15 protein-coding genes are annotated in these 12,722 nt (G+C 33.8%); all 15 read right to left on the reverse strand.

What is annotated here, in order from left to right; all coding sequences use genetic code 11:
- Positions 1-4 precede the first annotated feature (4 nt).
- Positions 5-316, reverse strand: a complete 312-nt coding sequence (locus tag RT228_RS12185; RefSeq protein ID WP_006260223.1) for a DNA-directed RNA polymerase subunit omega — start codon at positions 314-316, stop codon at positions 5-7.
- A 14-nt stretch (positions 317-330) separates the two neighbouring features.
- A complete protein-coding gene (locus RT228_RS12190; protein WP_006260224.1) occupies positions 331-1,137 on the reverse strand; it encodes an outer membrane protein assembly factor BamD in 807 nt (268 codons plus the stop codon).
- Positions 1,138-1,299: 162 nt separating this feature from the next.
- Positions 1,300-1,815 (reverse strand): ferritin, encoded by a 516-nt coding sequence (locus RT228_RS12195; RefSeq protein WP_006260225.1) that lies wholly within the window; start codon positions 1,813-1,815, stop codon positions 1,300-1,302.
- A gap of 12 nt (positions 1,816-1,827) precedes the next feature.
- Positions 1,828-2,709 (reverse strand): 4-hydroxy-tetrahydrodipicolinate synthase, encoded by an 882-nt coding sequence (gene dapA, locus RT228_RS12200; RefSeq protein WP_006260226.1) that lies wholly within the window; start codon positions 2,707-2,709, stop codon positions 1,828-1,830.
- Between the two features lie 14 nt (positions 2,710-2,723).
- The gene (locus tag RT228_RS12205; RefSeq protein WP_006260228.1) at positions 2,724-3,233 is read right to left on the reverse strand and encodes a DUF6913 domain-containing protein; all 510 of its coding nucleotides are present in this window, start codon (positions 3,231-3,233) and stop codon (positions 2,724-2,726) included.
- 65 nt (positions 3,234-3,298) lie between these two features.
- Positions 3,299-5,296 (reverse strand): NAD-dependent DNA ligase LigA, encoded by a 1,998-nt coding sequence (gene ligA / locus RT228_RS12210; protein ID WP_006260229.1) that lies wholly within the window; start codon positions 5,294-5,296, stop codon positions 3,299-3,301.
- 12 nt (positions 5,297-5,308) lie between these two features.
- On the reverse strand, positions 5,309-5,782 hold the full coding sequence (locus RT228_RS12215; protein WP_006260230.1) for a DUF6495 family protein: 474 nt from the start codon (positions 5,780-5,782) through the stop codon (positions 5,309-5,311).
- A 61-nt stretch (positions 5,783-5,843) separates the two neighbouring features.
- A complete protein-coding gene (locus RT228_RS12220; RefSeq protein WP_006260231.1) occupies positions 5,844-6,473 on the reverse strand; it encodes a hypothetical protein in 630 nt (209 codons plus the stop codon).
- Positions 6,474-6,686: 213 nt separating this feature from the next.
- Positions 6,687-7,130, reverse strand: coding sequence for a 50S ribosomal protein L9 (rplI, locus tag RT228_RS12225; protein ID WP_006260232.1), 444 nt, complete (start codon positions 7,128-7,130; stop codon positions 6,687-6,689).
- 66 nt (positions 7,131-7,196) lie between these two features.
- On the reverse strand, positions 7,197-7,493 hold the full coding sequence (gene rpsR / locus RT228_RS12230; protein WP_006260233.1) for a 30S ribosomal protein S18: 297 nt from the start codon (positions 7,491-7,493) through the stop codon (positions 7,197-7,199).
- Between the two features lie 5 nt (positions 7,494-7,498).
- Positions 7,499-7,840 (reverse strand): 30S ribosomal protein S6, encoded by a 342-nt coding sequence (rpsF, locus tag RT228_RS12235; protein ID WP_006260234.1) that lies wholly within the window; start codon positions 7,838-7,840, stop codon positions 7,499-7,501.
- Positions 7,841-7,914: 74 nt separating this feature from the next.
- A complete protein-coding gene (locus RT228_RS12240; RefSeq protein ID WP_006260235.1) occupies positions 7,915-8,463 on the reverse strand; it encodes a helix-turn-helix domain-containing protein in 549 nt (182 codons plus the stop codon).
- 121 nt (positions 8,464-8,584) lie between these two features.
- Positions 8,585-9,121, reverse strand: coding sequence for a DUF4375 domain-containing protein (locus RT228_RS12245; RefSeq protein ID WP_006260236.1), 537 nt, complete (start codon positions 9,119-9,121; stop codon positions 8,585-8,587).
- Positions 9,122-9,169: 48 nt separating this feature from the next.
- The gene (priA, locus tag RT228_RS12250) at positions 9,170-11,620 is read right to left on the reverse strand and encodes a primosomal protein N' (RefSeq protein WP_006260237.1); all 2,451 of its coding nucleotides are present in this window, start codon (positions 11,618-11,620) and stop codon (positions 9,170-9,172) included.
- A 666-nt stretch (positions 11,621-12,286) separates the two neighbouring features.
- The gene (locus RT228_RS12255; protein ID WP_006260238.1) at positions 12,287-12,715 is read right to left on the reverse strand and encodes a DUF2147 domain-containing protein; all 429 of its coding nucleotides are present in this window, start codon (positions 12,713-12,715) and stop codon (positions 12,287-12,289) included.
- Positions 12,716-12,722 lie beyond the last annotated feature (7 nt).

A 12,722-nucleotide genomic window follows, 5' to 3' on the forward strand; every position in this document is an offset into this window, starting at 1 on the left:
TGTTCTATTGTTCTTTGTATGAAACTTTACCTTCTAACCACTCTTCTACAGCTAATGCTTGAGCTTTAGGCAATTTTTCATAAAATTTAGATACTTCTATTTGTTCTTTATTTTCAAATACTTCATCTAAACTATCATTGTAAGTAGCGAACTCTTCCAACTTGTCAACCAACTCATTCTTGATTTCTGTGTTGATTTGGTTTGCTCTCTTAGCAATTATAGTAATAGCCTCATAAATATTTCCTGTAGGCTCTTCAATCTTACTTTTGTTATAAGTAATTGTGTTTACTGGAGCATTTGTTTTCTTTAAATCCATCTCTTTCGCTTAAGTTATTTTGAAAATTTTGCTAATTCTTCTTGTATATTTTCAAGCATACCATCTGCTTGCTTTTTGTATTTTGTTTCTGCATTAAAACGAACTAATACGTCGTACATTGACTTTGCTGTATTCAGACGTTCTTCCATTTTATAATGCACACTGTTCATTGCTAATTTATAAGCTGAATCAAACTTATAGAACAAGGCATCTTCCTTATATTTCGTACCTGGATAATCATAGATAAAGTTATCTAATGCTACGATAGCAGCATTGTAATTTCTAGTCCAATCTCCAATCGTATTTAACTGCTTTGCATTCTCATAAGTCTTTCTCTCGATCTTCTCATTCATCTCTTGCATAATTGAATTAGCTTCAAATACAAAATTAGAACCAGGATATTGATCAATAAACTTTTGTAATTTATCTATTACATCATAAGTCACTCTTTGATCTAAAGAGTACACAGGTGATAATGCGACACCAGACTTAATCTCTTTTAAAAGAGCTTCTTCACGCTTATCACTTCTTGGATATGTAGCCGCAAAGTTTTTAAAACGAAACCCTGATAATTCATAGTCTTTTGTCAAATAAGTCGCCTCAGCGAAGTTAAAAAACATATCTTCTGCTTTAGGATTCGCTCTATAAACAGTCTCTAATTGTTCATAAAGACGAATAGCATTTCTATATTTCCCTTTCTCAAAAAACTGATTTGCTACTTCTTTTTTATATTCATAATCCTCTGATTTCAAAGCCTTTTGCATTGGTCCACAGCTCGCTATTGAAAGCATAAGAATAGATAAACCGATATATTTTTTCATAAATGTTTTTCGTTGTTTTTGACAAAAGCATTTCCAAGATAGTCCTGTAAAAGCAAATGCAAATTTAAATTAATAATTGCATTATACAAAAAGCTTTTTATATTAAAAAGAAAAGATGTCTAAAATGACATCTTTTCATATAAATCATTATTCCTTAAACGATTAAACTGCTGGGTTATTATTCGCTTGTTGGTTAAAGTTTTTAATATCATTATCGAATAAATATAAACCTCCTTTATCATCTCCAATAAGGTTTATCTTATCAAGAATTGTACGTGCTGTAGCTTCTTCTTCTATTTGTTCTGACACATACCACTGTAAGAAATTATGAGTTGCATAATCTCTCTCTTCTAAAGCTATATGTACTAATTCATTAATGCTTTTTGAAACAAACACCTCATGATCAAACAATTGCTTAAACAACGCTTTAAATGATGTGTGATCCAACTCTGGCTTTGTCACAGCAGGGATAACAGCTTGTCCTCCTCTTTGGTTTACATATTTAACTAATTTAAGCATATGTTGACGTTCTTCATCTGATTGTGCGAACATAAAAGTAGCAATCCCTTCGAATCCTTGAATCTCTGCCCAAGAAGCCATCTCTAAATAAATCTGAGAAGAATCCCCCTCTATTTTAATCTGCTCATTAAGTGCTTTTTCTAATTTTTCTGATAACATAACTTTCTTTTTTTAATTCAGTATTTTAATTTCTTTTTCGATTCTTGAAGCTAAGTCTGTATCTACATTAACCAATGGCAAACGAAGCGTATTTTGCATCACTCCTTCTAACTTTAATATCTCTTTGATTCCAGCAGGGTTTCCTTGTTCAAAGATCATATCGATAATAGGCATTAATTCATATTGTAATTTAAATGCCTCTTTGATATCTCCTTTTAATCCTAGGCGAATCATATCTGTAAACTTTTGAGGAACACCTTGTCCTATTACTGAAATAACTCCAGCTCCTCCTGCTAACACCAAAGGCAATGCGATCGCATCATCTCCTGATATTACTAAAAAGTCTTTGCGAGTACTTTGACGGATTAACTCCATCCCTTGTACCATACTTCCCGCTGCCTCTTTTATACCAATGATATTCTTAAACTCATTCGCTAAACGAACTACAGTCCCTACTGCCATATTACTTCCTGTTCTACCAGGTACATTGTATAAAATAATAGGTAATGGACTATTCTCAGCAATCATTTTGAAGTGCTGATAAATTCCTTCTTGTGTAGGTTTATTATAATAAGGTGATACTGATAATATAGCATCAAACCCTTCTAAGTTCTCCTGTGTTAATTCATCTAATACAGCATGTGTATTATTTCCTCCTACTCCTAATACTAATGGCAATCTTTTCTTATTAGCCTTTATTACGGTACGTTTGACTAACTGTTTTTCTTCCTTACTAAGAGTTGCTGACTCCCCAGTAGTTCCTAATACTACTAGATACTCTACCCCTCCTGCTATTGTAAATTCTACCAAATTCTGTAATGCTTCTACATCTACAGAAAAATCGCTGTTAAATGGCGTTACTAATGCCACTCCCGTACCAATAAGTGATTGCATAGTTCTTCTAATTATTAATTTTTAAAAACGTTAATATATTTAAATAAATTGTCTACAAAATTCTCTACATCTAATCGCTCTAAAGCTAAACTAAAATGATTCAATTGTGTATTTTCTGAGGAAACTCCCACTTTAAAAATAGCATTAGACTTTGATGTCACCCATAATAAAGGCAAAGCCTGATTTGTATAATAACTAATCAACAAATCACATTTCTTTTCAATAAACTCAAGGACTTCTTTATTCTCTATACCTCCTGTTAATGTGAACTCACTCATCCCAAACAGGTGCTCCTCATTATTCTTCTTGCTATCTTTTGCATAAACCAAGAAATGTATTTTTGTACTAGGTATTCCTTTTCTTTCTAAACTTTTAATTAAATCTGGAATAACCTTAGCTTCTGCTTTATCTACTACAATACCGATTTCTTTAAAATCATATTTAAAATCGACCGGTACTGCTTTTAATGTTGACTTTTCTACTACTTTTTGAAGTGATCTTTTCTTTAAAGTATTAAACCACATATAAGTTACTGTTTTTGTAAAGATAAACAAATAGCTAATTAGGTAATACTACATTTAACATCGAATTATTGAATTAACGCAATAAACTCCGCTTCTGTTAATATTTTAATACCTAGTTTATTTGCTTTTTCTAGCTTAGATGGTCCCATTTTATCTCCTGCCACGACATAATTAGTCTTAGAGGTAATAGAACTTCCTACTTTTCCTCCATGATCTTCGATAGCTTGTTTAATCTCATCGCGAGACATTTGTTCAAACACCCCAGATACCACTAATGTCTGTCCTAGAAGAACATCTGACACTACCGTAGATTCCTTTTCTTCTAACACAAATTGCACACCATATCCCTTTAGTCTAGCAATTATTTCTTTATTAATATCACTACTAAAGAAGTCTATTACACTTTGTGCTATTCTTTCTCCAATTTCATCTACTGTTATCAACTCCATTAACGGAGCTTCTGCCAGAGCATCTATTGTCTTATAATGATTTGCTAACTTTTTAGCCACAGTCTCTCCTACATAACGGATCCCTAATGCGTATAATACACGTTCAAAAGGAACCTGTTTAGAAGCTTCTATACCTTTTATCAGATTATCTGCAGACTTCTCTCCCATGCGTTCTAAACCTAGAACATCTTCTTTCTTTAACTCGTATAAGTCAGCGTAATTCTCTACTAATTCATTTTTGTACAACAGTACTACAGTTTCTTCTCCCAGCCCCTCTATATCCATCGCCTTACGAGAGATAAAGTGCTGTATCCTACCCGCTATTTGAGGTGGACATCCATACACATTTGAACAATAGTGTTGTGCCTCCCCGACACTTCTCTTTAACTTAGTACCACATTCAGGGCATTCCTTAATGTATACTGTACGTTCAGAGTCAGCTGGTCTAGCCTCTAAATTCACACCTACTATTTTCGGGATAATCTCTCCTCCTTTTTCCACATATACAGAGTCATTTACACGAATATCTAACTTCGCTATCTGATCTGCATTGTGTAAAGAAGCACGTTTTACTATCGTTCCTGCCAACTGTACAGGTTCCAAGTTTGCTACAGGAGTTATAGCACCTGTTCTACCTACTTGATATGATATAGAGTTTAATACAGTCTCTGCTTGTTCAGCTTTAAATTTATATGCTATAGCCCATCTCGGTGCTTTAGAAGTATACCCTAATTCATCTTGATAATGCAATGAATTGACCTTAACCACCACTCCATCTGTCTCATAAGGTAGCTCATGTCTATGAATATCCCAATAATTTATAAACTCTAATACTTCATCAATATTCTTAGCTAACTTAGAGATAGTAGGAACTTTAAATCCCCATGCTCTAGCTTTGTCTAAACTTTCATATTGTGTTGTTACCCCTAGATCACTTCCTACTATATTATAAAGTAGACAATCTAAAGGACGTTTTGCAACCTCGGCACTATCTTGTAATTTCAAACTACCAGAAGCTGTATTTCTTGGATTAGAATAAGGCGTCTCTCCGATTTCTATCAAATCTTGATTCATCTTTTCAAACCCTGCCAATGGCAATACAATCTCTCCACGAATATCAAAACTCTGAGGATAATCTCCGTTTAATCGAATAGGAACTGATCTAATTGTTCTAATATTATTAGTCACATCATCCCCTTGCACTCCATCACCTCGTGTCACTGCTCTTACCAGCACTCCATCTTCATACGTAATCGTAATAGATGCACCATCATACTTTAATTCACATGTAAACTCTACTGGCACATCACCTAATACTTTCTGTACACGTTGTTCCCAGTCTAATAAATCTTCCTTAGAATAAGAGTTATCTAAAGAATACATTCTATAACGGTGTACTATAGTATCAAAGTTCTTAGTCACCGTACCTCCTACTCTTTGTGTTGGAGAATTTATATCAAAATATTCTGGGTGAGCTAATTCTAACTTCTCTAATTCTTTTAATTTCTGATCAAAATCGAAATCTGAAATCGTTGGATTATCCAACACATAATAATTATAATTATGTTCATTTAATTCTTTGCGAAGTAAATCTAATTGTGCTTTAATATCCATTTTTTAAAACGATTACAGTTTCAACATTTCTTTAAATTGACCATATAAATGACCATCACTCAGAATAGCTCCTTGTTGGATTAAACTAAAGATTTCTTCATTGCGATTCTCTCCAAAGCTTTTTCCTCCATGTCTCACTTCCACATCTTCTGTAAACACTGCATCTGATAACCATTGCAGTCCTTCTTTACTTAAAAGATCTATATCTGATTGTTTACTCTTAATTACGATAGTCTTGATTTCTTTATCGTCGAAACCAAACAAAAATATATGGCTCTTAGAATAATGTTCTAAATATTTAGCATTCGTCAGTACTCCTTCCCAAATTAAATCTGAGAAAATATCTAACTCTTGTTCTGCTACTTCTGGCTTTTCTTCTTTTATCTTATCCCATTCATTCTTATCTATCTGCTGTGCAGCTAAGAAGTTAATAAACTCTGGGTGTAATTCTTCAAACTGCTCTTTCGTAAGCCTACTGTATTTCATAATATAAATTGCATTTGAAACAAAGATAATACCTTCATTTCAATTCGTATAATGTGATAAATTAATTCTGTACTATCTCTGCTAAAGACTTCTTCATAGACACTGCATACTTTAATGGCACATAATCTGCCTCCACAATATCCATTTCATAAAATGACAACGTTCTTACATCAAAAATGAATGTACCCACCGTCACTATTCTATCTTCATAATTTTCATAAATAGTGAATTGATAGTAATTTCCTCTTTTATTAGAACCATCATTCTTTGCATTCGGAGACACATCTACTCTCACCACTACTCCCGTACCACCATTAGCTATTACAGCCTTATTGAAGTCTTCACCTAAATAGTCTTTAGCCGCAGTAGTCTTTAACGCAGCTAATACTGTCTCAAGCCCATCTTTACTCACAGATATCTTATTCGACTCATCCATTAGCGTAACAGCTTTCTTATTGTCGATCTTAAATATCTTTTCAGTACTCTTTAGAATAGCAGGTTCTTGCTCGTATAAGTTCTGCCATGGTGTAGTTGTATCTTCTTCTTCTACCTTATTTTTATTAGTACTTTCATCTGTCACCACTGTTTCTATCACCTCTCCTTCTGCACCAGAAGTATCTTTGTCATCCTTACAAGCAAATAAAGACACCCCAATAACAACTATACCTAAAACTCTCACTAATCTATTCATAACTACTTTTTGTTTTTAAACACTACTAAATCGACTACTTACTTCCTATAAATGAAGTATTAAGCTATTTTTCACAGCTTAGTTTTATACACTTCCAAGATACAAAAAAACACTAGTAATCAACCAACCTCCCTTACATAATTTAGCTAAATTATATAGCAAAAAAAAAGGCCTTCCAAATGGAAGGCCTTTTCTATATATAATCTTTTAAGACTATTCTTGCTCAGCGATTACTTCGTAATCAACTTCAACGATTACATCACGGTGTAAACGAACGTTAGCAGTATATTTACCTAAACGTTTGATAACTCCTGAAGTGATGTATTTTCTGTCAACTTCTTGACCATTTTTAGCGAAAACCTCAGCGATATCTGCATTAGTTACAGATCCGAATAATTTTTCACCACCAGCTTTAACAGCAATCTTGATTTCTAAAGCTTTTAACGCCTCAGCGATAACTTTAGCATCAGCTACTAATTTAGCTTCTTTGTGCGCTCTTTGTTTTAAGTTCTCAGCTAATACTTTTTTAGCAGATGGAGTAGCTAATACAGCCATCCCTTGAGGGATTAAATAGTTACGTCCGTATCCTGGTTTAACAGTTACTACGTCATCTTTAAATCCTAACTTTTGAACGTCTTGTTTTAAGATAATTTCCATTGTTGATGTCCTTTTTATAAGAAGTTAGGTTTCACGAATGAAAACCAACAACTTTATGATTTGTTATTATTTTAATAAATCAGCTACGTATGGCATTAAAGCTAAGTGACGTGCTCTTTTGATCGCTACAGATACTTTTCTTTGGTATTTTAAAGAAGTTCCTGTTAAACGACGTGGTAAAATTTTACCTTGCTCGTTAACGAATTTTAATAAGAAATCAGCATCTTTATAGTCGATGTATTTGATTCCTGATTTTTTGAAACGACAATACTTTTTAGTTTTGTTTGTTTCAATGTTTAAAGGCGTTAAATATCTGATATCTCCGTCTTTTTTTCCTTTTGCAGATTGCTCTATACTTGACATAACAATTAAGCTTTTTTAGATTTTAATTTCTCTCTTCTTCTCTCAGCCCAAGATACAGCGTGTTTGTCTAAAGCTACAGTTAAGAAACGCATAACTCTTTCGTCACGTCTGAATTCAGTCTCTAAGTTGATGATGATATCAGCAGGTGCTGTGAATTGGAATAAGTGATAAAAACCACTTTTCTTGTGTTGGATTTCATAAGCTAATTTTTTTAAGCCCCAGTCCTCTTTAGCTACCATCTCAGCTCCTCTAGAAGTAAGAAATTCTTCGAATTTCACTACTGTTTCCTTTATCTGAGTTTCAGATAAAACGGGATTCAAGATGAAAACAGTTTCATAATGATTCATAAATACTAAATTTTATTTGTTACAAAATTGGGTGCAAAAATACAACTTTATACATACTATCCAAAACTAATTTCTTATTTTTTAAAAAACGGATAATAAAACATTCTCTTTGTTTCTTTATTCATTTTATATAAAGCATAAACACTAACCCCATAATTAGCAAATGACAAACAAAGAAAAAACATTAAAACATAGTTGATTCCTGCTACATGATTAATTTTCCCTATTGTCCAGATAATAATGATAAAAGCCGACAACAACGCATAAACTATTTGATTATAAATAATATGCTTCCCTTCTTTCTTAAACTCCTCTCTATTATTGCTAATACAAACTATAAAAGGACCTAAAACATTTCCCAAAGGAATAATAAGCCCTACTAATATTGACAAATAATACTTTCTACTTACAATTAGTTCTATCTTCTCAACAGAAATAATATCTTTAATATCTTGCCCTAAAGCACCACATAACAATTGTAAAGTCGTTCCTCGTGGTTCACTATCTCCTTTTTCGATTCGTTGAATTGTCCTAATACTAATACCTGACCTTTCACTTAACTCTTCTTGAGAAAACCCCTTTATCACTCTTAGTTCTTTCAATTTTTGACTTAATACATTCATAGCTTTCTTTATTATATTTTAAACAATTCAAAACTACATCAGATGTATAATATTCCTTATGACATAACTATGACATATCTAAGACACTTCAGTAAATCTAAGCTTTTTCACTCCCTCTTATTTATCTTTCTATTTTCTTGTCTAATAATGCCTCTGCTCTCTGATACATTCCTTCTATAGATAATACATCTAGATCAGGGTGATTTCTCAACCACTTCGCATTTAACTCTACGATATCCTCTTCTAGATTATAGAAATCATCATTCTTCAACAGATCTCTTGTAGGATTCGTACCAAAGTAATCCGACTCACAGAATGCCTCTAATACAGTTTCGTCAATATTATTTAAAACTTCAAGTTGCTTCTTTAAAAGAGCTAAGTTTTGTGTAGCTCCTATTTTCTCTAGCCCATCAGCTATAATAGCAAAAAACTCATAATCAGCCTGAGTATTCCAAACAATCTGAGAGAAGTTTCCATTCTTATATTGAGCTAAATAATAATCAAGATAATAACTTAGGATTGCATCTGGGTGAACTGTCTCTTCCATTAATCCTCCTTCTTCTCTTACCAAGTTAATAAACGTGATATTTGAATAAACGATATCATAAGCCTCTTGACTATTAAATGAATCTTGTGATACTACAATTTTTAATTCCATACTATTATTTCTTTTTTATAACACTTCTTTTACCTTCTAAAAAAATCGCTAATAGAAATCTACATTAGCGACTACTTTCACAGAGCGATACTGTCCTATCGCTTCAAAACTTTTCAATATTTTTCGAACATTCTCTTTTGTCTTTATCAGAGGTACATTCTGAGGAATTTTAATTAAAATCACTCGTATATATTGATTGCGTATCCTATTAATCGCAGGCTCTTCTGGTCCTAAAACAGGTACACCTAGTTGCTCCTTCAGGTTGTTATACAACCAAAATGAAGCCTCTTTTAACTTCTCGAACTCTTTATGTCTTAGTGTCAGCTTAACTAATCTATAGAAAGGAGGATACTTAAAGTTATATCGCTCATACATCTGCTCTTTATACATTCCCATATAATCATAATGAGTCACTTGCTGTATGATATTGTGATACGGATTAAATGTCTGAATAATCACTTTACCCTTTTTATCCTTTCTCCCTGCCCTACCTGCTACCTGTGTCATCATCTGATATGCCCGCTCATGCGCTCTAAAGTCAGGATGATACAAACTGTTGTCCGCATTCATTATTCCGACCAAATTCACATTGTCAAAATCAAATCCCTTCGCCAACATCTGCGTTCCTACTAGAATATCGATTTGTCTCGCTTGAAAGGACTCTACTAATTTCTCAAAGCCATACTTTCCTCTAGTTGTATCTTGATCCATACGCGCAATACGCTTATTCGGAAACAACTCTTTTAATTCTTCCTCTACTTGCTCTGTACCAAATCCTTTTGTATTCAGATCCACACTGTGACATCTAAAACACTGTTTGGGCATCGGTAGCGTAAAACCACAATAGTGACACCTCAACTCATTTTTATACTTGTGATATGTCAAACTCACATCACAATGAGGACATTCTGGTACAGCTCCACAAGTCATACACTCTACGACAGGAGAGAAACCTCTTCGGTTCTGAAACAGAATAACCTGTTCTTCTAACGACAACGCCATATTTATCTCATCGATCAACTGATCTGAGAAATGCCCTGTCATCTGTTTTCGTTTATATTTATCTTTTACATCTACTAAAACAATCTCTGGCAAGACTACATTGGTATAGCGCTTCTTTAATTCCACTAAACCATACTTGCCTTGTGTAGCATTGTAATACGTTTCTAAGCTCGGTGTTGCAGATCCTAAGACTACTTTAGCATTGTGCTGTTTTGCCAATACGATAGCTGCATCCCTTCCGTGATATCGAGGAGCTGGATCGTGTTGCTTATAGTTTCCTTCTTGTTCTTCATCTACTACTATCAACTGTAAATCCTGAAAAGGCAAGAAGACAGATAACCTTGTACCGATAACCACTTTTGCTTTTTCAGACTTATTCAATACCTGATCCCAGACTTCTAATCGTTCATTGTGAGAATACTTTGAGTTATACACTGCTACTTCGTTTCCAAAATAGCTAGTCAACCTCATCACTAATTGTGTTGTAAGCCCTATCTCTGGCAATAGAAATAATACCTGTCCTTCATTTGCCAAGTATTTCTCTATAAGTTTGATATATACTTCTGTTTTACCAGACGCAGTTACACCGTGTAGTAAGACGACATCCTTCGTTTCTAATGACTGCCCGATCTCCCAAAGAGCTTTACTCTGCTCATCACTTAACTCGATAATATCTTGTACTGCATCCCCGAAGATCACACGATCTTGGTTTAAATAGTAATCTTCAAATATGCCTTTATTAATAAGTGCCTTAACTACTGCAGATGTAGATTCTGATTCTTCTACTAACTGTTTGACTGTAATCGGCTTTTTGTGCACAGCCTGCAATTGAAAATATTTTAAGATCATCTCTCTTTGCTTTTCAGCACGAGAGACTACTTCCATCAAATCTGCCAAACCATTCTCAGCCAAGTATTGCTCCGCTAGTTTGACATATCTAATCTGTTTCGGCTTATACTTCTCCACCATCTCTTCTTGTAAGAATATCATCTTCTTTTCTAGAAGAGAGTTAATCACAGGGAAGACCTTCTTTCGGTTCAGTACTGCTATAATCTCTTCTACTTTAAGAATAGACTGTACTTGAAGTGCCTCATATATTAAATATTCTGCATCATCTAATTCTTCTGCTTTAATAGTACTATCCGGATTATACTGTATAAGTGTCTCACTTTCTAAAAGTAACTGTGATGGCATAGCACTCTTATACACATCCCCTATCGTACACATATAGTAGTCTGCTATCCACTTCCATAAGCTGATCTGTTTCTCAGTGACAACAGGAGTCAGATCTATAATCTCATTGATTTCTTTTGCCTCATAGTACTGAGGTACTCTATTGTGTTTTTCGATTACCACAGCCGTATATACTTTAGAACGACCAAAAGGAACAGCTACGCGCATCCCTACTTGGATAAACTCGTATTCTGCCTCACTTACAGCATAAGTAAACGTAGGGTCTAAAGCTAATGGAACAATAACCTCAACAAAGTAATTCATACTAATAGTACTATTTTTTAGAAATCAATAATTACAAAGATAATCGCTTTATTTTTATCTCATCCCATCAGTACTATATTCGCTCTTATTTATCGCAAGGTTATATATATTCTGTAATATATAACATCTCATTACTTCTAGTAGATGCACGCGATACACCTCTACTCGCGTTGTTGAAGGTTTCTAATCTGTGATGTATAACACCTAAATACCACATAAAAAAAGCATCACTTTTTTCACTCCCTAAAAACGACACAAAACACTACTAATCAATAACATAAATCAAAAACAAACATTTCTATCCTAATTGCCCAACAGCTCCTAACAGCAGTGTATATAAGCAGTTATAGCATTTCCTTCAACACTTCTTCAACAATACCCCAAGATTGCTCTACTAGAAGGCTTGTTTCTTGAAGCAATGTTGAAGAAGTGTTGTAGGGGTGTTGAAGAAATAGAACCTATGAATAATGATTTGCTTGATAACTATTAGGTAGCCATAATTACAGGCTTCACTCCCTCTTCTCTCTCCGATTATATACCACACAAGACTTCTACCCAAAAGAAAAGGTCATTAGCGCGTGCTAATGACCTTTATATCTTTTAAAATTATTTTAGATAATCTATCTCTGTATTATAAAATAACTATTATAAATACTTCACTTATCTTTAATCTGCTTTTTTCCACGTCTGTGTTCTTCCTATCAGAGATAATCCGATATATCCACGCACATCTAGCTTATCCTTCCCATTTAGTTTCACAGTACATTTATACTGTTTACCACTTTCAGGATCAGTGATTTTACCACCTGTATATTCATTTCCTTTTTTCTGTAAGTCTTTAATGATAACAAGCCCTTCGATAGGTTTTCCCTTCTCATCTCCTTCACAGTTATCACATTTTGGGTTAGGTTTAGATGGGTTTAAAAGTTTCTTTACCTGTCCGTAATATTTACCGTCTTTCTCGTAAATTTCAACAATAGACTTCTCTTTTCCTGTACTATCGTCTATCGTTTTCCACTTACCTACTATACTCTGTGCATGTGCTGATAAAGACACAGCTAACACCAACACAATTGTCGTTAAAAAATTTCTCATAGTTCAG

Origin of the sequence: Myroides sp. (assembly GCF_032073645.1) — a bacterium.
GTDB classification, from domain to species: domain Bacteria; phylum Bacteroidota; class Bacteroidia; order Flavobacteriales; family Flavobacteriaceae; genus Flavobacterium; species Flavobacterium odoratimimum.

Excerpts from the sequence above, each read along its gene's own strand:
- RT228_RS12185 (WP_006260223.1), bottom strand. The coding sequence starts at position 316 with ATGGATTTAAAGAAAACAAATGCTCCAGTAAACACAATTACTTATAAC.
- RT228_RS12190 (WP_006260224.1), bottom strand. The coding sequence starts at position 1,137 with ATGAAAAAATATATCGGTTTATCTATTCTTATGCTTTCAATAGCGAGC.
- RT228_RS12195 (WP_006260225.1), bottom strand. The coding sequence starts at position 1,815 with ATGTTATCAGAAAAATTAGAAAAAGCACTTAATGAGCAGATTAAAATA.
- dapA (WP_006260226.1), bottom strand. The coding sequence starts at position 2,709 with ATGCAATCACTTATTGGTACGGGAGTGGCATTAGTAACGCCATTTAAC.
- RT228_RS12205 (WP_006260228.1), bottom strand. The coding sequence starts at position 3,233 with ATGTGGTTTAATACTTTAAAGAAAAGATCACTTCAAAAAGTAGTAGAA.
- ligA (WP_006260229.1), bottom strand. The coding sequence starts at position 5,296 with ATGGATATTAAAGCACAATTAGATTTACTTCGCAAAGAATTAAATGAA.
- RT228_RS12215 (WP_006260230.1), bottom strand. The coding sequence starts at position 5,782 with ATGAAATACAGTAGGCTTACGAAAGAGCAGTTTGAAGAATTACACCCA.
- RT228_RS12220 (WP_006260231.1), bottom strand. The coding sequence starts at position 6,473 with ATGAATAGATTAGTGAGAGTTTTAGGTATAGTTGTTATTGGGGTGTCT.
- rplI (WP_006260232.1), bottom strand. The coding sequence starts at position 7,130 with ATGGAAATTATCTTAAAACAAGACGTTCAAAAGTTAGGATTTAAAGAT.
- rpsR (WP_006260233.1), bottom strand. The coding sequence starts at position 7,493 with ATGTCAAGTATAGAGCAATCTGCAAAAGGAAAAAAAGACGGAGATATC.
- rpsF (WP_006260234.1), bottom strand. The coding sequence starts at position 7,840 with ATGAATCATTATGAAACTGTTTTCATCTTGAATCCCGTTTTATCTGAA.
- RT228_RS12240 (WP_006260235.1), bottom strand. The coding sequence starts at position 8,463 with ATGAATGTATTAAGTCAAAAATTGAAAGAACTAAGAGTGATAAAGGGG.
- RT228_RS12245 (WP_006260236.1), bottom strand. The coding sequence starts at position 9,121 with ATGGAATTAAAAATTGTAGTATCACAAGATTCATTTAATAGTCAAGAG.
- priA (WP_006260237.1), bottom strand. The coding sequence starts at position 11,620 with ATGAATTACTTTGTTGAGGTTATTGTTCCATTAGCTTTAGACCCTACG.
- RT228_RS12255 (WP_006260238.1), bottom strand. The coding sequence starts at position 12,715 with ATGAGAAATTTTTTAACGACAATTGTGTTGGTGTTAGCTGTGTCTTTA.